We start from the raw sequence: 20,280 nt of genomic DNA on the forward strand, positions 1-20,280 counted from the left end.
CCATCACACTATCATCGCTGCTGATGATGCTATCTTCCCGAACCGCTCTGCCACTTCCCTGGCCACAGGTCCCTTGATCTCGGATCCCTTCGGAACGCCCTCGTCATCTGTTATGACCGCAGCGTTATCCTCGAACTTGACCCTGAGACCATCGGGCCTCCTGAACTCCTTCTTCTGTCTTATTATTACAGCGTTGAAGATCTGCTTCCTCATCTCAGGAGTCCCCTTCTTCACGGAGACCACGACCATGTCGCCTATGCCGGCGCAGGGCTGTCTGTTCTTGACCCCGCGGTACTTCTTCACGGAGACGACAAAGAGCGTCCTGGCGCCTGTGTTGTCCGCGCACTCAAGATACGTGCCGGTGTTTATCGACCTCGGGATCTTGGCCTTGTTTCCCCTCATCGCACGACCTCCACAACGACAAACGACTTGGTCTTGCTTAGAGGTCTGCACTCAGCTATCCTGACCCTATCCCCGACCTTCGCAGCCAGGCACGGCGGGTTGTGCGCATGGATCTTGGATCTGCGTTTCTCGTACCGCTCGTACTTTGCTATCCTCTTTTTGAACTCTCTCATGACAACCACGGTTCTGGCCATCTTATCGCTGACCACGACCCCCTCTAGGACCTGGCCGCGAACCGGTAGCCTGCCGTGGAATGGACACTTTGGATCGTTGCAGGCCTGCTGGGGCGCGCTCACGTCCAGTCCTATATCTCTCATATCTTCCACCTCGATATTTGCATCCTTTTATTTATTCTGTTCTCGGGTTGTGAGATCAAAACAGAGCCCGCGATCCTCACCTTCTGCCCATCAGGCAGCGTAAAGATGAAGCTTGTGTGGGCCTTTGGGACGCGCCTCAGGCCGCGCTGCGTCTCGATAACGAAGGTGTTCCTCGTCTCATCCACCACCAAGCCTCTCATGCCAGCCATGGTGCGGTTTGGGGTATCGATAACCTCGACCGTCAAACCTATCAGCTCATGCCTGGCTATGTTCTCGGGACTGATCATCACTTCCTGACGCGCTCCCTCTTCACAGTCTTCATCCTGGCGATCGTCCGGCGGATCTCTCTGATCCTTCCGGGCTTCTCAGGAGCGCCACCTGCCCTCACAGCACCACGCTCGCGTATCAGCTCCACCTCAAGTTTGCGGAGCTCCTCATCGAGCTCCTCTGAGCTCATGTTCCTGATCTCATCAATCCTGAATATCGCCATGGGCCTCAGCCTCGCTCATCTCGCCCTGTGGCTCCTGTGGAACCTGCTCTTGGACCTCTTCCGTCACATCCGCCGGAGGCGTATCGACCGGCTCATCGAGAAGCTTATCCAGCTCGCTCTTCTTCTCCTCGACCTTCTCCTGCGTCTCAGGAGCTGGAGAGGGCGCAGCCTCAGCCTCCTTCACCTCAGGCTCCTTCGGAGGCGCCTTTATCTGGAACTCGTCCGGCAGGACAGCGCCTGGCGGGACGATCCTGACCTGGCATCCGATCGCGCCGAGCTTCTTCACAGCAACAGCATAGCCCGTATCGACTATCTCCTCGGCCGGCTTTCCTGAGTGTTTTATGTAGCCAGCGAGGAACTTCTCGACACGCGCCCTCGGGCCGGTCAGCTTGCCGCTTATCACTATCTCGCACCCGAGCGCTCCGGAGTCCATCACCCTGCGCAGCATCGACTGGCCCGCCTTCCGGAAGTACCATCCGTGCTCCAGCGAGCTTGCGAGCCTGTTCGCCACAACCCTGGCGTTCAGGTCGCCCTTTCCGACGTCCTGGACGTCTATCTGGGGGTTGTCCAGACGGAACTTCCGCTCCAGATCCCTGGTTATCTTGCGTATCAGCTTCCCGCCCTTTCCGATGACCATGCCTGGTTTCTCAGCATAAACCGTGATCTGGGTGCCCATCGGGGTGCGGTTCATGATCATGCCGCCGTATCCTGCCCGGTCCAATTCCTTCGCAAGATACTCGTCCACGAGCGCCTTTGTGAACCCCTCCTGGACGAACTTCTTCTCCACTGCCAATCTAGCTCACCTCTGTCAGTATCATCTCTATGGACACGGTCTCCTGGTTCTTCGGAGTGGCCCTGCCCATGGCCCTCGGCATCCATCCCCGGAACGTCCTGCCCTTCTTCGTGTTGGCATAGCCGATCATCAGCTTATCCTTGTCTAGACCCTTGTACTCCGCATTTCCAACCGCATTCTGCAGCACCTTGAGCACTGCCCTGGCGGCCTTCTGCGGGAACCTTCCGGATGGCCAGCCTGCCAGGCCGTGCCTGTGTGGCACGTTCCTGTTGTACCGCCGGAACGGCACCGCCCGCCTCATGGCTATGACGTCCTGGAGGTACCTCTCCGCGGCCTCGACCTTCATCCCCCTTATCGCCCTGCAGATCTCCCTGGCATGCTTCGGAGAGATGGGCAGCTCCACGCCCATCGCCCTTGCAAACCGCCCTTCAGGGGTAATTGAGTAGTTCAGTCTTCCCACGAGCACACCTCACTTCAGCGGCACGAACTTGCTCGACCGCGTTGCTCCGACGCCTGCGGCGCCGTGAATCACCCTGGCCCTCGTGAGAGCGTACTCTCCAAGGTAATGGCCTATCATCTCAGGAATGATCTCGACGCGCTGGAAGGTCTTCCCGTTATGTATCTCCACGACCTTCCCGACCATCTCAGGGAGCACTATCGCATCCCTCAGATGCGTCTTTGCAGTTCCTCTGGACTTGAGCTTCGCCATGAACTTCCTGTGCTCCTTCGAGAGACCCCGCCTGAGCGATCTCCGCTGCCTTGACGGCAGAAGCTCTGCGATCTCCTCCAGGCGCATCTTTGCGAGCTCTGACACCTTGTAGCCCCTGTAGGTGAACTCCTCCTTCCTCTTGGGAAGCTTGGATCCTGCTCTCTTCGCCACAACAACCTCCTCCTAGCGTTTGCCCGTCCTGCGGGCTGCTATCGATCCGACCTTACGCCCAGGAGGTGTGCCCCTGCTCACGGTCTTGGGCCTGCCCGGATGCTGGCGCCCGCCGCCTCCAAAGGGATGGTCCACTGCGTTCATGGCCACACCCCTGACCTTCGGCCATTTGGCGGCCTTCGATCTGTACTTGTAAAAGCTTTTTCCGGCCTTCACCAGGGGCTTCTCAGTCCTTCCGCCGCCTGCGACAACGCCTATGGTCGCCATGCAGTTCGGGTTCAGCCACTTCATCTCTCCGCTCGGCAGCTGGACCACGGTCGCACCCACGTCATGCGCCACAAGTATCCCGTAGACGCCGCTTGCCCTGGCAAACTGTCCGCCATGGCCTGGCTTCGACTCTATATTGCATATAGGCATGCCTTCAGGTATGCTCGCCAGCGGCAGGGTGTTGCCGGGCTGTATCTCCGCAGCAGGCCCGCAGGAGATCTCCTGACCGACATATGTGCCCTCTGTGGCGAGAACATACTGCTTCTCACCATTCTCGAGCCTCACGAGCGCTACAGGAGCCGTCCTGGCAGGGTCGTGCATTATGTCCTCCACAACACCGCGAACAAGATCGCCGCTGAACTTGATGTGCTTTATATCAGCCCTGTATCTGTGTGATGGCGCACGGTATGTGGGTGTTCCCTTGCCCCTGTTCTGTGATATTATTCTCTTGCCCATCGCAACCACCTTACAGCAGGCCCAGCCTGGTGGCAAGCTCATTTGCGGTCTTATCACCAGCGAGCCTTACAACAGCCTTCTTCTCGCCCCGGGGTGTTATCATGGTTCTGATATCGATAACCTCAACATCATAGAGCTCCTCAAGCTCCTTCTTGATCTGCGGCTTTGTCGCCTTCAGATCCACAATGAACTCTATGGTGTTGTACCTATCGATCATGCCGGTGACCTTCTCAGGGACGTAAGGGCATTTGATTATCATAGCCTCTCCTCCAGAACCTTGAGAGACGGCTCGCTCCATACTGTGAGCCTGCCAGCGTGGGTCCCCGGTGCCAGAAGCTCAGCATTGAGCTTATCAGCTGTCACAAAATCGACGCCTGGAAGGTTTCGCGCTGCCCTGCCTATACCATTATCTGATGCTGTCACGATCAGAATGCTCCTGGGCTGCCTGAACCTCCTTCCCCTGAGCTTGCCCTTTCCGGCCCGCACCTTCCGTCCGTTCTTCGCCCTCAGAACGTCATCCCAGAGGCCTGCAGCCATCAGAAACTTCCGCAGCTCTGAGGTCTTTGATACGCTCTCGATCTCGGCCCTGACAACGATCGGAAGCTCTCCGCTGAAGAGATGACCCCTCGCGGCAACAAGATCAGATCTTGCTGTCGCTGCCACAGCAGACCTTATCGCCTTTATCCTCTCCTTCTCGTTGATCTTCTCGCTCAGGACCTTAGATGGCACCGGTGGATGGGACGCGCGCCCGCCTCGTGCCATGGGCACTGCAGCTGCTCTTCTTCCGGTGATGATCCTCGGAACCCTGGATACTCCGTGACCGGGACCCCACGACCTGGCTGATGTGTTCATGCCAGCATAGAAGTGTGGCCCGTATGGCTGCAGCCTGTTGGCCTGGGCTGAAAGCACCGCCTTCTTTATGAGATCCGGCCTGTACTCCTCCTCAAAGATCCCCGGGAGCACAACCTCGCCGACCGGATTTCCTGAAATATCGATAATCTTAGCGTTCATCGTGATCCCCGATCAGACTCCCTGCTTGGACTCCTTGCTGACGTACAGTATCTGAGGCGCCTTCGGCGCGAATGCTGCGCCTGGCCTGATCGCCCTGCGCATCCTGACCAGCCTCTTAACAGGTCCCGGGATGCTTCCCTTTATCAGCATGTACTCGTTTCTCACAACTCCATAGCCGACAAAGCCGCCATCGGGGGTTATGTCCATGCCGTTCGTGCCTATGGCCATTATCCTCTTGTTGAACTCGGTCCTCTGATGGTAGCCGGTTTGGCCGAGCTGTGGAACCCTCCAGCTTATCCTGGCCGGATGCCACGGCCCCAGGTTGCCGACATGTCTGAGCTTTCCTGTGCGTGAATGCTTTCTCTTCTGGAGCATTATTCCCCAGCGCTTCACCGGCCCCTGCGTCCCCTTTCCCTTTGTGACTGCAGTTACATCAATCCAGTCGCCAACGCTGAAGATGCTGCCCACAGCCACCTGGCTGCCGAGAAGCCCCTCTGCGGCTTTGAGCTGCTCCTCCAAAGATCGCCCTGTGACAGGTATCTCCATGATCTCCGGCACCTTCTTGGGAATGCCAGTCACAAGACGCGGATTGGTATGGGCCAGAACCCTGATCTCGCAGAGCTCATCCACCCTGGACTCGATATCCTCCAGGGATATGCCCCTCGTCGCCTTCGGCATTGTTATCGCTCTGGCCAGATCCTGGCTCAGGTTCTCCGCCCAGAGCTCTCCTGCAGGCCGGATGCCGCCGTTGTACATCTCATACACTCTGAGCGCTGCTATTGTCATCGGTGGGACCTCTACAACAGTAACAGGCACGCTTATCTCCATGCCCTCTGTCAGGCTTCTGGGCCTGTCGTCTATCATTATTACGTGCGTCATGCCAGCTTTGTATCCGGCAAAGCCGGCCACTCCGGCCCTCTCATCGGGGACCCAGGATCGTATCCTCGGAACCTCGCTCTTGGCCCTCTTCCTGGGGCTGAAGGCCAGCGAACCCCGCCTCGGTCGGTGTATCTTTGCCATTTACTCCTCCAGACGCACCAGGTTCAGCAGGGCAAGCGTCGCGAAGACGGCCTCCTCGACGCGAACCGTCTCAGTTCCCTGATGCGGAATTGTGTTGATCACGCAGCATCTCTCCAGCATCTCGCGGCTCAGAAACGCATCAACGCCCCGTGCGGGGGAGCCGAACACCACCGCAAGCCCTTTTGAGCTTGATCTCTCTATGTGGTTGAGCAGATCAAAGCTCACCGGAGCTCCCCTTCTGGATGTGGCCACGATAAACTCGTCCCTGGAGTGGAGGTAATCCTCCAGACCATCCACGACTATCGTCTCGTATCCCCAGTATCCCGGTATCTCGCTCCGATCTACAGGCTCAGCGGCGAGTGGACTCAGCGAAAAGATCCTGACGTTCAGGCGTTGCCCCTTCTGGAATCTCCTCTCAGATTTAAGGGCTATTGGGCGGTCGAGACCGACCTCAACCCATGCGCCACCATCAGATCCGACGCTTTCTACTACCACTCCGACTCTTATCTCGCCTACCTTGAGCGTTGAGCTTCTGGAGCCCACTGGATGATGAGCGGTTCTCAGAGGCGGCAGAACTCCCGCGTGCCTGAGCTCTCTCATCCTGGGGAAGAGGAGCTTCCGCAGGTACTGCGGGGTCTCTGCGTACCGCAGCACCGTGCTTATGAACCTAGAATCGTCGAACTCGTCATCGCGATACACGACGATTCTGTCTATGCGGAAGACCGCCGCAGCCCTTGCGATAAGCCCGACCTTCGCGGTGCGAAGGCGCAGATCCGCCGTCTCCATCGTGTACGAGGACGGTATCAGTATGGACCGCTCGCAAGGACCACTCATCAGATGTCCTTCTCTCAGGGGAGGTATCGTATATAAAAAGGTTTGCATGATCGGATGCTGCTGGATTTCGCTGCGGGAGAAGTATCTGCTCCCACGAATTGCAGACAGCACAGCTTTTAATATACAAGAACGGCTAAAAGCATTATGAGGTGTTCGTGTGGCTTTGTTTGATTCACAGCTTCCGATAGTGATCGTCATTCTGCTCATACTTCTGAGCCAGTCGATGAAGATCGTAAGAGAGTATGAGCGTGTCGTCGTCTTCAGGCTCGGCAGGTACAGCGGCGTCAAGGGGCCGGGTCTGTTCTTCATAATACCGATCGTAGACAGGGTGCAGCTCATCGATCTCCGGGTTGTCACAATAGATGTGCAGAAGCAGGTCGTGATAACGAGGGATAACGTGACCGTGGATGTTGATGCTGTGATATACTACCGCGTCATGGACCCGGCAAAGGCCGTGATCCAGGTGGAGAACTACAGGGTTGCGACAGCGCTTCTCTCGCAGACAACTCTGAGGGACGTCCTGGGGCAGATAGATCTGGACGATCTCCTCTCGAAGAGAGAGGAGCTGAACCTCAAGCTCCAGACCATCCTCGACAGACACACGGATCCATGGGGCATAAAGGTGACTGCCGTCACGCTGAGAGATGTGAGTCTGCCAGAGTCAATGATGCGCGCGATTGCTAAGCAGGCAGAGGCCGAGAGGGAGAAGCGGTCCAGGATCATTCTGGCGGACGGCGAGCTCCAGGCATCCAAGACGATGGCCGAGGCCGCTGCGCTCTATCAGCACGCGCCCGTTGCCATAAAGCTCAGAGAGCTCCAGACCCTCGCGGAGATCGCCAGGGAGCGGAACCTGATAGTGGTGACATCAGGAGCTGATGTTGGGAGCACAGCAGGTCTGGTGGCTGCATTGCAGAAAGCGGTTGAGGAGACGGGCGGAGAGAGACGGGCGTGAAAGTGATCTGAGATGGGGTCGCACCTGAAGGCACTGCTATTTCTGCTGCTGTTATCGTCCCCCTGCCTGGGGGATGTCATATCTCTCCAGATAGACGGAGCCATAACTCCGGCGAGTGATGATCTTGTGAAAGCGGCAATAAACTACGCTGAGAGCTCGAACGCGGATGCACTGGTTCTGGTGCTCGATACCCCAGGGGGCGGCCTGAGCGAGACCCTGGAGATAATTGCCGCTGTGGAGAGAACAGAGATACCTGTGGTGGGGTACGTATCACCGCCGGGAGCGAAGGCGTGGTCTGCGGGCACAATGATACTGCTCAGCACGGACATAGCAGCCATGGCCCCGAACACGATCATAGGCTCGGCCCAGCCGGTCAGGCTCCTTCCCACAGGGGCTACTGAGCCGGTGAATGACACAAAGACGACGAATGCGATAGTGGCCCTGATCGAGGAGAAGGCCAAGGTCCACGGGCGGAACAGGACCGCGGCGAAGGAGTTCGTCCTTAGCAACCTCAATCTCAACGCCGAGGAGGCGCTTGATTATGGGGTGATCGAGCACGTCTCCCCTGATATCAGCAGCCTCCTCAGATCGATCAACGGCAGCTCTGCTAAGAACAGAACCCTTGCGACAGAGGGGGCTGCAGTGGTGATCTTTGAGCCAGATCTCAGGCTCAGGGTGCTGATGCTTCTCTCCGATCCGACAATCGCCGGGTTGCTGCTGCTCATCGGCCTCTACGCTCTGATCTTCGGTATCTCAAATCCGGGCCTCGGGGCAGAGGTCTTCGGGGTCATAGCGATCGCGCTAGGGCTCATAGGCCAGGGATTCGACGTCAACATCGGCGCTCTGTTTCTCATAATCCTCGGCATGGGCCTGATCCTGGCAGAACTCCACACGCATGCCATGGGCGTTCTCGGGGTTGCCGGACTGATATGCATCGTGCTGGGCACGCTCCTCTTCGCGCCCATAGGATTCCCGGAGTGGTATCTTCCCGGGGAGTACCAGCGGTCTGTGATCAGGCTCTTCCTGCTCCCCTCCCTGACCATGGCGGGATTCTTCGCGTTCGCGGTTTACAAGATCGCAGAGGCGAGACGCAGGCCGACTTTCGAGGAGACCGCAGCACAGTACGCAGAGGCGATCGAGACGCTGGATCCCAGCGGCTATGTCATATACCGCGGTGAGTACTGGAAGGCGGAGGCCGATGAAAAAATCGAAAAGGGGGAAACGGTCGAGGTTGTGGGGATCTCAGGCCGCACCCTCAGGGTCAGGAAGGTCAGATGATAGGTCAGATGATGCTGCTTATCATCGTGCCTATGCCTGCATCCGTCAGGAGCTCGAGTATGATCGCATGAGGAATCCTGCCGTCGATTATATGTGCTTTCTCGACGCCGCGCTCAACAGCCTGGACACACGCCTCGACCTTCGGGATCATGCCGCCCTTTATGATACCCCTCTCAACAAGCCTCTGAAACTCGGATGGCGAGAACTGCGAGATGACCTTGCCCGGATCGTTCGGATCCTCTCTCACTCCCTCGACATCTGTTATTGATATAAGCTTCTTCGCACGCAGGGCGACTGCCACAGCGCCGGCCACTGTATCAGCGTTGACGTTCAGGCTGTTCCCGTCCCGGTCGATGGCAATTGGCGATATCACAGGGATGTAGCCCTTGCCTGCGGTGATCATCAGTATCTCCGGATTTATCTCCTCGACCTCTCCCACATAGCCCAGATCGATGTTCTCGCCGTTTACATTCATCGGCGGCTTCTTCCTCGCCACTATGAGCATGCCATCTTTTCCGGAGAGCCCGATGCCCTTACCGCCATGCTTGCCTATGAGAGAGACGAGCTCTGCATTTATGTTGCCCAGGAGCACCATTCTCGCTATCTCAAGCGTCTCCCTGTCCGTGACCCTGAGTCCAGCGACGAACTCGGCCTTCTTTCCGAGCCTCTTCATGGTCTCCGAGATCTCCGGTCCGCCGCCGTGGACTACCACAGGATGGATGCCGATGTATCTTAGCAGTATTACGTCCTGTATGAAGTTCTCCAGAATCTCGCGGTTCGTCATTATCGAGCCGCCGATCTTTATCACCATTATCGAGTCGTAGAACTCCCTTATGTACGGCAGAGCCTCTATAAGCACCTGTTCCTTCCTCATATCGCAGCTCCTATCGAAAATGTGGTTTAAAGCAGCTCCGAATGTGCTTCAGATCAGCACCGAACCAGAGCGATCGGGGCACATTCAGGATGCTGCATTTCATACGTCAGAGACATCACTCTATGGACATAAGCACATCGCCCGGAGAGACCGTCTTGCCCGTGTCTATGTATATCTCCTTCACGATACCGCTCTTGTCCGCGTATATCGGGTTCTCCATCTTCATCGCCTCAAGCACCGCAACGACGTCGCCCTTGTTGACCCTGTCTCCCTTCTTCACCTTGTACCTTATCAGGATGCCCTGCATCGGGACTGTCACTCCATCTCTTGGAGCCTTCGGCTGGGCCTCCTGTATGCTTATGCCGACAGGGGCGACCTTGACGATGTAAGCCTCTCCATCAACCTCAACGTTAAATGCAACGGGCGCGCTGCCCTTAACAGATACCGATGCCTTCGCCTCCTTCTTGACGAGCGGCTCCTCGGTCGCCTGTCCCTTCAGGAACTTTATGGCTATCTGCGGGTAAAGAGCGTATGTGAGATAGTCCTCCTCTTTCTTCGCAAGACCCAGCGCATCGACCTCGCGGACCGCGGCCTCATACTCCGGCGGCAGTAGGTCTGCCGGCCTGACGGTTATCGGCTCCTCATCCTCAAGGATCTTCATGCGTATCTTTGGATCTATCTCCGCAGGCGGTCTCCCGTAGAGCCCCTTCACATAATCGCGGACCTCCTTCGGTACGACCTTGTATCTCTCCCCTGTGAGGACGTTCAGAACCGCCTGGGTCCCGACTATCTGGCTCGTGGGCGTGACCAGCGGCGGATAGCCGAGGTCTGCTCTCACCCTCGGAATCTCAGCCAGGACCTCATCGTACCTGTCGATCGCCTTCTGCTCGATCAGCTGCGCCACGAGGTTCGAGAGCATGCCTCCTGGAACCTGGTACACCAGGACATTTGTGTCTATCTTCGCGGATATCGAATTGAAGACCGGCGCGTATACTTCCATCAGCTTGTCGAAGTATCTTTTTATCTCAGTGAGCAGCTCCAGATCCAGGCCTGTATCGTAGGGGGTCTCCTTGAACGCGGCCACAACGCTCTCTGTGGACGGCTGCGAGCTGCCTCCCGAGAGCGGGGATATTGCCGTATCAAGGATATCAGCGCCTGCCTCAACGGCTGCAAGGTAGCTCATCTGGGCGAGGCCCGCGGTGCAGTGGGTGTGCAGGCAGACGGGCAGGTTCACCTCGCGCTTTATGGATCTGACAAGCTCGCTGGCGTAGTGCGGTGATATCAGACCGGCCATATCCTTTATGCATATCGAGTCGCAGTCCATCTCAGCCAGGCGCACCGTGAACTCTGTGAACTGCTCAATGGTGTGAACCGGGCTTATGGTGTAGCAGACAGCGCCCTGCACGTGCGCGCCCATCCGCTTTGCAACCCTGATGGACTTCTCCATGTTTCTTATATCGTTGACCGCATCGAATATGCGGAAGACATCGACCCCGTTCTCGGCCGCCTTCTCGACGAACTTCTCCACGACATCATCGGCGTAGTGCCTGTATCCCACAAGGTTCTGCCCTCTGAGAAGCATCTGCATCTGCGTGTTGGGCATCGCCAACTTCAGAGCCCTCAAACGCTCCCAGGGATCCTCATTCAGGTAACGTATGCATGTGTCAAACGTAGCACCGCCCCAGACCTCCATCGAGAAGTAGCCGACCTGGTCAAGAATCTCAGCGATGGGTAACATATCCCGGGTCCTCATCCTGGTCGCGAGTAGCGACTGGTGTGCGTCTCTGAAGACGGTCTCGGTAAGCTTTACCCTGCCCATATAGATCCCCCAAGCATCATCGCTCTTCCCTTAAAATACCTTCGATCGCGCTTTCAGGTAGCTGGTATGAAACCTCTCTGGAACGACAGGACCGATGATTTTCACACTGTGCATCCATCTGAAAAGCGCTGTTGCATGCTCACAAAATCTATATTCTTTCAAAGCCTGGTAACCACCATGAAAGCTCTGTTCGTGCTTCTCTCACTCGCCGTCATAGCGACAGCGTCTGCATCGGATGCTGTGAGAATAGGTCTCTCTCCAAAGGAGATCGCCGTCATCGGCATGCCTGTTAAGAACACGACCCACATATCCTGGACCGGATACGGGGCTCTGGGCGAGTATCGATCGATCCAAGCTGAGTGGCTCCCTCCGCTCTCGGATTACAGTCACACGCCGGAGATCTACGAGTTCCTCCTTCCCACATGGACATCTCCGGGTTTCGGCGTGAACACGCACATAAAGCCGATATACGATTTCATCCAGGAGGGCTGGCAGCCGCCCAGGATCAACTACACAGAGCACACGCCAGAAATAGCGGAGTTCATGAGCGAGAGCTGGCGCCCATCACCGCCGAGCGGAGAGCCGTACACCGGCGAGGGCACAGGGCTGGCGGCGTTTCTGAGATGAGAAAACGTGAAACGAAAAGAACCAGAGTTTGTGAGATGATCGTCTTTGAGAAGGCTGATAGTTGCGAGAATCGTTCATTCCCCAGAGGACATGGGCTCGATGAGGGAGGGGCTTGAGAGGATAAGCGTCTCCCGGGTCGGGAGAGAGCGTTGGGAGGAGAACCGCAGAAGGATCGAGCGATTCTGGGATGAGCTCGAGAGAGAAATCAACCGCTTAGATCTCGATCCTAAGAGCCTGCGGATATACCAGGACGGGCTGCCTGCAGGCGGAGAGCTGGGGGAAAAGATAGTCAGAGAGACGGCCTCGAAGGGGAGCAGAAACTACCAGATCATCATGAAGCTCCTGGAGAGGGGCGCCAGGATCGAGGCCACAGAGAGCCCCGAGCTGCTGTTAAGGGAGTACCAGCACATAGTTGCGATGGTATCAAAGAGCGGAGAGGAGCAGAGAAGAGCAGTGGAGGCCTACAACCAGGAGAAGGATCGCCTCCTGGAGGAACGGGACGCGTATATCGCCAAAAGAATATCCGAGACCCTGCTCGATGGGGAGACAGGCCTTCTATTCATTGGCGCCCAACACAACGTCATTCCCAAGCTGCCGCCGGATGTGGAGGTATCGTATCTGGGAGACGCCGGCTGAGTTACAAGAGCTGGCTCCAGGCCGCGGGCCCGAACAGCTGAACCTGAAGCGCATCCACCGGAAGATAGTTTTCACTCTACTCAGTTGGTATCTCCCGCATATCCCTCTCTATCAGCGCCATCTCCCTCTCGGAGAGGGCAGACGGGCTCACGGGAACGATCAGTATGCCTCTGCTTATGAAGATCATCTCCATGATATCGCGCAGGAACCTCATGACATGAACGAAGCTGTTCATGACCATCAGAAGCTCCAGACCGTCCAGAAGTACGACAGGATTCTGGCTCTTATCAAGGAACCTCGCAACTATGTCCGCCATGATCTCGAGGTTGTTTATGCTCACATGGCTCTCGCCGCGGTTGCTTATCCAGAAGATCGGCGTGGTCTGAAGCACGTATTTGCTTCTGATTTGCTCAGGGGGGAGGGTTGTGAAGCAGAGGCCCTGCGCCCTCTTCTGGCTGCAGCTCTTGCACGGGCATGATAGCGTGCACTCCTCACACCCTATGCTCTCGCAGTTGAACGCATCAGGGTGCTCGCAGCTCGCACACGGACCCCTTACGAGAGAGGAGAAGATCTGAAAGCTGAGCTCAGGCTTTTTCTCCTTGATCAGATATGCGGAGCCCCGCGAGAGCTCTTTCGAGCTCCTCACACCTACAGGCTCGGTGAGCGGCACAACACGCGGCCTTCTCCTGAATATATTAAGTATGTTCAGGATGCCCACCACGGGGAAGAGTGAAGTAGAACGTGCTTCCCTCCCCGACCCTGCTCTCGAACCATATCCGTCCGCCATGCGCCTCCACAATATCCTTTGCTATGGAGAGGCCCAGTCCCATGCCCATATCTGCGCGGCTCTCCTCCATCCCCACAAAGAACTTATCAAACACTCGATCCCTGTCCTCCTCCCGGATACCTATGCCGTTATCTCTGACCGAGACCAGAGCATATCCATTCTCCTCCTTGAGAACAACATCTATCCGCCCCCTCTCCGGGGTGTATTTTATCGCATTCGTGAGCAGATTGCTCAGAACCTGTATTATCCTCTTGGGATCGCACTCTATTCTGGCATCGGCCATCTCGCATCTGAATGATATCACATGCTCCCTGAGATCGGCGAGCCTGGAGAGGCTGGCGATTACCGAGCAGATCATATCCTCAATGTCTGTAAGCTCCTTTTTCAGCCGGAGCCTCCTGGCCCCGATCCTCAGCGAATCTAGCATATCGTCCACAAGCTGGATCATTGTGTCCGTCTGCGATCTGATCAGCTGAATCTTCTCCTTCTGCAGATCCGAGAGATCCCCGAGAAGGCCATCCTCGAACATCTCCAGGTAGCTGTTGATGACTGTGAGGGGAGTCCTCAGCTCATGAGAGACCATGGACACGAACTCTGACTTGATGCCGTCAAGCTCTTTCAGCTCAGCATATGCATTCTCGAGTTTTATATACGAGTCGCGCAGCTCTTCCTCCAGCCTGGTCATCTCTGTGATATCTTCCATGAAGATCACAGCCTTGCTGACTGCTCCCCCAGCCTCCCTCAGCGGATATATCCTGTAAAAGTAGAACCTGCCACCTGGATACCTGATCTGCTCCCCTTCAAAAGGTTCTGCTGTTGAGAAGACCTCTTGTATCTTCTTATCGAGCTTCTGCATGAGAACAGGTGAGAATATCTTTGAGAGGCGTATGCCTATTACATCCTTCTCTTTCTTGCCAGACTTCAGGTAAAAGTTCCTGTTGGCATAGAGCACCTCCCGCCCCCTATCGACTATCAGGATAGTGCTGGGTATCGTCTCGATTATATCCTCCTGATAGCCGTGAACTATCTCTATTCCCCTCAACGCCCACCCCTTCCTGAGAACGAGTCTATCAGCTCCATCAGCGCTCGGGCCCGGAAGGGCTTCATGAGAAACCCCTTTGCTCCTGCATCCATGCACTCCTTCTCAAGGCCTGGCTTTCCTATCGCGGTTATCACGATGATATTAGCAGCTGGATCGATATTCAGGATCTCCCGCGTAGCTGAGAGCCCGTCCATGCCCGGCATGAGTATATCCATCAGCACCACATCCGGCTTCAGATCGCGGTATGCTGAGATCGCCTCCTCTCCGCTTTGTGCCTCGTGGACCTCGAAACCCCTTGCTGCAAGTGTGTCCCTCAGGGCCCTGACGATGAATGGGGCATCGTCGACCACCAGTATCTTCATGCTGCACCTTCTCAGCTGTTCATCAGATGCGGATTTGATATACAGTATATCGGCCGGATATCCTATAGTTTACTAATTTTCATAGTATGAGAATTGCTAAGATAAACGCAATGAGACAATTTCAGAGACAAAAGTAAAAACTATTTTAGACAGATGGTAACCTATTTTACCTATCAGTGTATACTCTGATGTGGATGATCACAACTAACAATGATAACGTCTCCGCCCTCGGGTGTCAGATACGGCCAGAGCCTCCCAGGGGGATGGCATTGTTCATCCCCCTTTTGTCTTCCTCATCGAGGGCAAACATATCACGCTCCAAGAGATCTCTGGAGAAAGCATTCGTTGGAGGTGAGAGAGGATGGTAACATCAACACCGGATTCGTCCAGTCTTGCCGAGGTTCTCGACAGGATCCTGGACAAGGGAATAGTCGTCGATGTCTGGGCCAGGGTATCCCTGGTTGGCATCGAGATACTGACGGTTGAGGCCAGAGTGGTGGTTGCATCTGTCGATACGTTCCTCCACTACTCTGAGGAGATGGCGAAGATAGAGCAGGCTGCAATCGCTGCGGCCCCACCCGCATGAGGTGAGAGAGGATGGTAACATCAACACCGGATTCGTCCAGTCTTGCCGAGGTTCTCGACAGGATCCTGGACAAGGGAATAGTCGTCGATGTCTGGGCCAGGGTATCCTTGGTTGGCATCGAGATACTGACGGTTGAGGCCAGAGTGGTGGTTGCATCTGTCGATACGTTCCTCCACTACTCTGAGGAGATGGCGAAGATAGAGCAGGCTGCAATCGCTGCGGCTCCGGGAGTTCCTGCCTGAACAGGAACTCCTGATTTTGGGTTATTTTTGGGGTGCGTATGGAAGAGACTGTGGAAGAACTGGTGACGAAGCACACCCGGCGAGAGCTTGAGGAGATGGCAGTTGCGCTCGGAATTCAGAGCCTAGGCGGAACGAAGGCCCAGCTCGCCGAGAGCATAATCGAGGCGAGAAAGAGGGCACAGGAGAAGGCTCCAGTCGGCAAACCAGAGGAGAGAGCTGAACCAGCTGAGACGATGCCATCTGAGGCGAAGAAGGAGATGCCCTCAAAGCCGTCAGAGGTCAAACCAGAGGCACCTGAGAAGCCTCTGGGCAGGGGTGTTCTGGCGAAGGAGGAAGAAATTCGCAGAAAATCCGGGGAGCTGAAGAGAGCCGGAGCTGCCATCCGGGAGGAGGGTGTGGGCAGGATGAGCAAAAGCGTTAGCGCCCTGAAAAAGGCGATAGATGAGCAGGTCTCTGAGAACAAGAAAGGAGTGGCGAAGATCCGCACCGGAGTGCGCCAGATGAAGCTCTCCATAAACAAGAGCACGGACGAGTTCAGAAAGTCAGGGGAGCGCATCAGGGAGGAAGGGACGAAGGAGCTCAATGAGGGGCTGAAGATCTTCAGAGCTGATCTGGACAAACAGATCAAGGAGAACAGAGAAGCAATCTCAAGGATGGGATCTGGGGCAGCAGACATCAGGCAGGCGATGGACAGAATGTCAATCGAGTTCAGGAATTCCGGAGCGCGCATCAGAGAGGAAGGGGCGAAGGAGCTCAATGAGGGGCTGAAGATCTTCAGAGCTGATCTGGATAAACAGATCAAGGAGAACAGAGAGGCAGCCTCCAAGATGAGCGCCGGAGCCAGAGAGCTGCATGCCAGAGCTATCAGCTTCAGGGACGAGGTCTGCAGGTACGCTGAACAGGATGTTGGTAAATACATTAGAGAGTTCTACTACGGGTAAACCCTAGTAGAATTTTTATTGTGATCCGCAGGGGGGTTTCTTATGAGATATGTTGTCACCCATCCGAGGCGCGTGAGGGGGGAGCCTGTTCATCAGACATCACGGGAGAAGAAGCTGCTAGAATCTAAAGAGAATGAAGATGTTGAGGTTAGGGTGCGCACCAGGGAAAAAGCGCGTGATCCAGAGGCACTGCGCAAGGAGATCGAGGAAGCGTATCTGATGCCTGAGGTCGAACACTTTGTGGAGACTCCTGAGGTCAAGGAGATCGAGACCAGAATGGAGCTCTGGCTGGAGGCCGGGTATCCTGTGCATCTGATAGGTCCAACAGGCTGCGGCAAGACCAGCCTTGCGATCCACGTGGCTCGCCAGTTCGGCCGGCCAGTCGTCTGGATAAATGGGGATGAGTCGATAACGACAGCTGATCTCATTGGTGGTTACGCCCAGATAGAGAACGAGAGCGTCCGGGACAAATACATCCACAATGTGTTCAAGAGCAAAGATGTGATAAAGGTTGAGTGGGTCGATAATCCGTTAACCCTCGCATGCAAGTACGGCTACACTCTGATATACAATGAGTTCTCCAGGACGAAGCCTGCTGCAAATAACGTTTTCCTCTCGGTCTTCGAGGAGGGCGTGCTGGAACTGCCGACGAAGTTCGGCGAGGACCGCTACATAAGAGTGCATCCGGATTTCAGGGCAATTCTCACCTCGAACTCGATAGAGTACGCTGGCATTCACAGGCCGCAGGACGCTCTTCTTGATAGAATGGTTGGAATATACACAGACTACTACGGATACGAGACAGAGGTCAAGATAGTCGTCGAGCACACCGGTCTTCCTCAGGGCATGGCACGTAAAGTCGTGGAGATCGTAAGGTACCTGCGCGAGAGGCTCCCCGAGGCTCAGAAGCCGGGGACGAGGGCATGCATAATGATAGGCAAGGGCCTGATGCTGCTGAATGGCAAGCAGGGCATCGGTCTTGATCAGATATGCATAGATGTGATCGCCAGCAAGACCAGCTCGAGGAAGGAGATGGAGGAGAAGAGGGAGCTGGTCTACGAGGCGATATCTGCTGTCCAGGGGGTTTCCGGTGGATAGAGTTGGTGCCATCATACAGGACGTCTATATATCCGGGCTCGGTGCGAGGAGGCCGAAAGGGCTTAAGATCAACGAGACCGAGGCTCTGGTCGTGAGAGCGAAGACCGACGATGGCAGGGTCGCGGCCAGGACATTCTATCTCTGCCTGAAGCCGGATGGAACGCTCGACCTGGAGACGATAGCATCAGGAGCCAGCAGAACGAGGCGCAGGCGGTTTGCCACTTTCCTCAAGTACTACGGCCTGCTTGACAAAAAACGGCGGTACAACCTCAAAGAGGCAATTAAGAGCTGGCGCGGCAGGCATGTTGAGGCTCTGAAGGATTGCGATATGATCTTCGTTCCATAGGTGTTGTATTATGGCAGATAAGCCGGGTCTGAGGGATATGCTCAGAATCGCCAGAACAGCCGCTGAGGAGCTCTTGGACAAGAGGTTCGAATCCATCAGCAGCATATCCAGGACTGATGATGGCTGGATCGTGAATGTGGAGGTTCTCGAGCGGCGGGCGATACCTGATACGCAGGACATCATCGGAAGGTATGAGATGTGCTTCGATGATGCAGGCGAGATCACAGGCTACAGGAGAATGGAGCTGCGCCATCGTGGAAGCCTGGAGAGGATCGATGAGGAGGTGTGAGCTCTGCCGTCAAAGAAGATCCAGAGAGGGCTTTACGTCTACTGCGTTATCAGATCGCCCCAGGCCGAGTTCGGGCCGATCGGATTTGGCGGGAGCAACGTCCACACGCTCGAGTACAGAGATCTGCGGCCGGTTGTGAGCGAGGCGGATCTGAGGGATTATGCGGTCGACGAGAGGGATGTCGAGGTCCACAGAAGGGTCGTGAAACGGGTCATGGAGGAGCATGATGTCCTCCCAGTCGCATACGGCATGATCTTCAAAAGCAAAAAGAATCTCACTGTGGCCATGAGCGCTGGATATACAGCGATGAAGAAGGCCTGGCCTGTGGTTACGGGAAAGGTCGAGCTGGGCGTCAAGGTCTTCAGGCCGAAGGGCGTCGAGCTGAACGGAAGGGCGGAGGAGATCAGAAGAGATATCATCCAGCGGCTCACAGCGGTCTCTGTGGACTTCAAAGATCTCAAGCTCTTCAGCGATCGTCTTCTTCTCAACACAGCATTTCTCGTGGAACGCTCCAGGATCGATGAGTTCTCAGAGCGTGTCGGAAGCGCGATAGCAGAGCATGACCTGAAGACTAGTTATTCCGGGCCGTGGCCTCCATACAACTTCGTCGATATACACATCCTCGGGAAGAATAGGAGGGGCTTCAGATAGCGGACAAATCGAAAGAGGATCGCGGTATCTGCGACGATCTCATTAATCTGATAAGAGAGATGGATGAGAAGTTTCTCCCAACAGGCCAGATTTCGGGCGGTACTCGCGGCCCGTTCTTCTCTGCCTTAAAATATAAGATCTCAATCTGCTCGCTGGATGCATTTGCCAAAAGATGATGGAAATGACTAGAAAGTCCAAAGTGATGGAGAACAGAGGGATCCAGCACTCAAAGGTCGTAGCGCACCGTGTGAGACTCCGGGATGATATCATACCGTACCTCAGATCCAGGAGGAGGGAGCTGAAGAGAGAGGCTGCAGCTCACAGGCTCAGGATACAGGGTTCCTGGAATGAGAGGATGACGCATGCTAGGAGACATCTGCTCGAGGTCAAGATGAAACACAGATCCACAATCGCCCAGCACAAAAGGAGGATCGCCGAGCTGCGATCCAGATGATCGCGCATGAAAACAGCTGCAGCCAAAACATTGTGTGGCTTTGAGACACTCAACGAGCACCGTCGATCCGTGGCTATGTGGGATATTGGTTTGCATTTTGGTGAACATTATGTCGGATGGCTATGATGAGCGTTTAGACAGGATAGAGCGCAGGCTTGATGAGATCGAGAAGGCCCTTAGAGCGCTGAAAGAAGGCCCTGCCAAGGAGGGCGCTGGGAAGGAGAAAGCGGTGGAGGAGCCCTCGATAGTCAGTGGCATTGTGAGCCAGTTTATACCTGGGCTTGGCGGGATAATAAAGGCGCTTGAGGCATCATCTCCGGAGTTCAAGAAGAGGATAGCTGAGACGGACGCCGAGGTACGCCACCGAATAGAGGTCGGCTGGAGCAGCAAGCCAGTGGTCGATTACAACATCTCGGTGAGACCTCTGAGCAGCAGACCGGGTGCGCGAAGACCGCCAGCAAAACCGCCTGAGGTCAGAATACCTGGAGCTCCGAGGAAGGAGCCGATAATCGATGTAATGGATGAGGGGGACTGGATAACAATCGTCGCGGAGCTTCCAGGGGTCGATGAAGATGATCTCTCTGTCTCTGTTAGAGATGGGGTTCTGGAGATCAGGGCAGGAGAGTTCTCGAGAGAGGTGAGGCTCCCCCCTGATGCCGGTAAGATAAGCAGCAAGAGTTTCAAGAACAACATACTGCAGCTCAGGATAGAACGTATCAGAGGCTGACAGGCCTGCATTGTTCACACCATTCAGCTCGCGCACCGAGCCAACGCAATTCCTCACGCTGAAGATGGATTGTGGCTCGAATCATCGAATGAACTGCCC

Annotated in this window: 30 protein-coding genes; 13 read left to right on the top strand and 17 right to left on the bottom strand. The window is 55.7% G+C overall.

Annotation, left to right across the window (positions count from 1 at the left end):
• Positions 1-3: 3 nt before the first annotated feature.
• From rpl14p to NQU42_RS00205, 12 genes are read right to left on the bottom strand one after another with little or no spacing between them, the layout of a single operon-like run.
• Positions 4-402: a 50S ribosomal protein L14 gene (gene rpl14p / locus NQU42_RS00150; RefSeq protein ID WP_296608026.1), complete on the bottom strand. Its 399-nt coding sequence runs from the start codon at positions 400-402 to the stop codon at positions 4-6.
• Entirely contained in the window at positions 399-719 is a 321-nt protein-coding gene (locus NQU42_RS00155) for a 30S ribosomal protein S17 (protein ID WP_296608028.1), read from the bottom strand. The genes rpl14p and NQU42_RS00155 overlap by 4 nt, the downstream gene beginning before the upstream one ends.
• Entirely contained in the window at positions 716-1,006 is a 291-nt protein-coding gene (gene rnp1 / locus NQU42_RS00160) for a ribonuclease P protein component 1 (RefSeq protein ID WP_296608030.1), read from the bottom strand. Before rnp1 ends, NQU42_RS00155 begins: the two co-directional genes overlap by 4 nt.
• Positions 1,006-1,209 carry a 50S ribosomal protein L29 gene (rpmC, locus tag NQU42_RS00165; protein ID WP_296608032.1) on the bottom strand — a complete coding sequence of 68 codons (204 nt, stop codon included), beginning with the start codon at positions 1,207-1,209 and terminating at the stop codon, positions 1,006-1,008. Before rpmC ends, rnp1 begins: the two co-directional genes overlap by 1 nt.
• Positions 1,190-2,002: a 30S ribosomal protein S3 gene (locus NQU42_RS00170; protein ID WP_366069907.1), complete on the bottom strand. Its 813-nt coding sequence runs from the start codon at positions 2,000-2,002 to the stop codon at positions 1,190-1,192. Before NQU42_RS00170 ends, rpmC begins: the two co-directional genes overlap by 20 nt.
• 1 nt (position 2,003) lies before the next feature.
• Positions 2,004-2,462: a 50S ribosomal protein L22 gene (locus NQU42_RS00175; RefSeq protein ID WP_366069929.1), complete on the bottom strand. Its 459-nt coding sequence runs from the start codon at positions 2,460-2,462 to the stop codon at positions 2,004-2,006.
• Between the two features lie 9 nt (positions 2,463-2,471).
• Positions 2,472-2,882, bottom strand: coding sequence for a 30S ribosomal protein S19 (locus tag NQU42_RS00180; RefSeq protein ID WP_296608035.1), 411 nt, complete (start codon positions 2,880-2,882; stop codon positions 2,472-2,474).
• A 12-nt stretch (positions 2,883-2,894) separates the two neighbouring features.
• Positions 2,895-3,605, bottom strand: a complete 711-nt coding sequence (locus tag NQU42_RS00185; RefSeq protein WP_296608036.1) for a 50S ribosomal protein L2 — start codon at positions 3,603-3,605, stop codon at positions 2,895-2,897.
• A 10-nt stretch (positions 3,606-3,615) separates the two neighbouring features.
• Positions 3,616-3,864, bottom strand: a complete 249-nt coding sequence (locus tag NQU42_RS00190) for a 50S ribosomal protein L23 (protein WP_296608037.1) — start codon at positions 3,862-3,864, stop codon at positions 3,616-3,618.
• Positions 3,861-4,616 carry a 50S ribosomal protein L4 gene (gene rpl4p / locus NQU42_RS00195; RefSeq protein ID WP_296608039.1) on the bottom strand — a complete coding sequence of 252 codons (756 nt, stop codon included), beginning with the start codon at positions 4,614-4,616 and terminating at the stop codon, positions 3,861-3,863. Before rpl4p ends, NQU42_RS00190 begins: the two co-directional genes overlap by 4 nt.
• A 12-nt stretch (positions 4,617-4,628) precedes the next feature.
• Positions 4,629-5,636 carry a 50S ribosomal protein L3 gene (locus NQU42_RS00200; RefSeq protein WP_296608041.1) on the bottom strand — a complete coding sequence of 336 codons (1,008 nt, stop codon included), beginning with the start codon at positions 5,634-5,636 and terminating at the stop codon, positions 4,629-4,631.
• On the bottom strand, positions 5,637-6,470 hold the full coding sequence (locus NQU42_RS00205; protein ID WP_296608042.1) for a putative RNA uridine N3 methyltransferase: 834 nt from the start codon (positions 6,468-6,470) through the stop codon (positions 5,637-5,639).
• A gap of 157 nt (positions 6,471-6,627) precedes the next feature.
• On the opposite strand from NQU42_RS00205, the gene NQU42_RS00210 reads away from it, so the two are divergent.
• Complete coding sequence (locus NQU42_RS00210) at positions 6,628-7,422, top strand: slipin family protein (RefSeq protein ID WP_296608044.1); 795 nt, start codon at positions 6,628-6,630, stop codon at positions 7,420-7,422.
• 12 nt (positions 7,423-7,434) lie between these two features.
• Entirely contained in the window at positions 7,435-8,700 is a 1,266-nt protein-coding gene (locus NQU42_RS00215; RefSeq protein ID WP_296608046.1) for a nodulation protein NfeD, read from the top strand.
• 4 nt (positions 8,701-8,704) lie between these two features.
• On the opposite strand, the gene argB is transcribed toward NQU42_RS00215, so the two are convergent.
• Positions 8,705-9,574, bottom strand: coding sequence for an acetylglutamate kinase (gene argB / locus NQU42_RS00220; protein ID WP_296608048.1), 870 nt, complete (start codon positions 9,572-9,574; stop codon positions 8,705-8,707).
• A gap of 115 nt (positions 9,575-9,689) precedes the next feature.
• A complete protein-coding gene (gene oadA, locus NQU42_RS00225; protein ID WP_296608049.1) occupies positions 9,690-11,393 on the bottom strand; it encodes a sodium-extruding oxaloacetate decarboxylase subunit alpha in 1,704 nt (567 codons plus the stop codon).
• 177 nt (positions 11,394-11,570) lie between these two features.
• Between oadA and NQU42_RS00230 the strand changes: the two genes are divergently transcribed.
• Together NQU42_RS00230 and NQU42_RS00235 are read left to right on the top strand one after the other, a co-directional pair.
• A complete protein-coding gene (locus tag NQU42_RS00230; RefSeq protein ID WP_296608051.1) occupies positions 11,571-12,020 on the top strand; it encodes a hypothetical protein in 450 nt (149 codons plus the stop codon).
• 45 nt (positions 12,021-12,065) lie between these two features.
• Positions 12,066-12,656 carry a hypothetical protein gene (locus NQU42_RS00235; RefSeq protein ID WP_296608053.1) on the top strand — a complete coding sequence of 197 codons (591 nt, stop codon included), beginning with the start codon at positions 12,066-12,068 and terminating at the stop codon, positions 12,654-12,656.
• Positions 12,657-12,732: 76 nt separating this feature from the next.
• On the opposite strand, the gene NQU42_RS00240 is transcribed toward NQU42_RS00235, so the two are convergent.
• The 3 genes from NQU42_RS00240 to NQU42_RS00250 are packed head-to-tail and all read right to left on the bottom strand — an operon-like array spanning position 12,733 to position 14,847.
• Complete coding sequence (locus NQU42_RS00240) at positions 12,733-13,377, bottom strand: DUF835 domain-containing protein (protein ID WP_296608054.1); 645 nt, start codon at positions 13,375-13,377, stop codon at positions 12,733-12,735.
• Positions 13,352-14,485, bottom strand: a complete 1,134-nt coding sequence (locus NQU42_RS00245) for an ATP-binding protein (RefSeq protein WP_296608056.1) — start codon at positions 14,483-14,485, stop codon at positions 13,352-13,354. Before NQU42_RS00245 ends, NQU42_RS00240 begins: the two co-directional genes overlap by 26 nt.
• On the bottom strand, positions 14,482-14,847 hold the full coding sequence (locus NQU42_RS00250) for a response regulator (protein WP_296608058.1): 366 nt from the start codon (positions 14,845-14,847) through the stop codon (positions 14,482-14,484). The genes NQU42_RS00245 and NQU42_RS00250 overlap by 4 nt, the downstream gene beginning before the upstream one ends.
• A gap of 361 nt (positions 14,848-15,208) precedes the next feature.
• Here NQU42_RS00250 and gvpA (NQU42_RS00255) point away from each other — a divergent pair, with 361 nt between their 5' ends.
• From gvpA (NQU42_RS00255) to NQU42_RS00295, 9 genes are all read left to right on the top strand, one after another.
• Entirely contained in the window at positions 15,209-15,433 is a 225-nt protein-coding gene (gene gvpA / locus NQU42_RS00255; RefSeq protein WP_296608059.1) for a gas vesicle protein GvpA, read from the top strand.
• 11 nt (positions 15,434-15,444) lie between these two features.
• Positions 15,445-15,675: a gas vesicle protein GvpA gene (gene gvpA, locus NQU42_RS00260; protein ID WP_011695263.1), complete on the top strand. Its 231-nt coding sequence runs from the start codon at positions 15,445-15,447 to the stop codon at positions 15,673-15,675.
• A 38-nt stretch (positions 15,676-15,713) separates the two neighbouring features.
• Complete coding sequence (locus tag NQU42_RS00265; protein WP_296608065.1) at positions 15,714-16,616, top strand: hypothetical protein; 903 nt, start codon at positions 15,714-15,716, stop codon at positions 16,614-16,616.
• A gap of 42 nt (positions 16,617-16,658) precedes the next feature.
• Positions 16,659-17,714, top strand: coding sequence for a gas vesicle protein GvpN (gvpN, locus tag NQU42_RS00270; RefSeq protein ID WP_296608066.1), 1,056 nt, complete (start codon positions 16,659-16,661; stop codon positions 17,712-17,714).
• A complete protein-coding gene (locus NQU42_RS00275) occupies positions 17,707-18,060 on the top strand; it encodes a hypothetical protein (protein WP_296608067.1) in 354 nt (117 codons plus the stop codon). The genes gvpN and NQU42_RS00275 overlap by 8 nt, the downstream gene beginning before the upstream one ends.
• Positions 18,061-18,070: 10 nt before the next feature.
• Complete coding sequence (locus NQU42_RS00280; RefSeq protein WP_296608068.1) at positions 18,071-18,349, top strand: gas vesicle protein; 279 nt, start codon at positions 18,071-18,073, stop codon at positions 18,347-18,349.
• 18 nt (positions 18,350-18,367) lie between these two features.
• Positions 18,368-19,000 carry a GvpL/GvpF family gas vesicle protein gene (locus NQU42_RS00285; protein ID WP_296608162.1) on the top strand — a complete coding sequence of 211 codons (633 nt, stop codon included), beginning with the start codon at positions 18,368-18,370 and terminating at the stop codon, positions 18,998-19,000.
• A 172-nt stretch (positions 19,001-19,172) separates the two neighbouring features.
• Positions 19,173-19,454 carry a hypothetical protein gene (locus tag NQU42_RS00290; protein ID WP_296608070.1) on the top strand — a complete coding sequence of 94 codons (282 nt, stop codon included), beginning with the start codon at positions 19,173-19,175 and terminating at the stop codon, positions 19,452-19,454.
• A gap of 109 nt (positions 19,455-19,563) precedes the next feature.
• Entirely contained in the window at positions 19,564-20,181 is a 618-nt protein-coding gene (locus NQU42_RS00295) for an Hsp20/alpha crystallin family protein (protein WP_296608071.1), read from the top strand.
• Positions 20,182-20,280: the final 99 nt, after the last annotated feature.

This window comes from Methanothrix sp., from assembly GCF_024518575.1.
Taxonomy (GTDB): Archaea; Halobacteriota; Methanosarcinia; order Methanotrichales; family Methanotrichaceae; genus Methanothrix_B.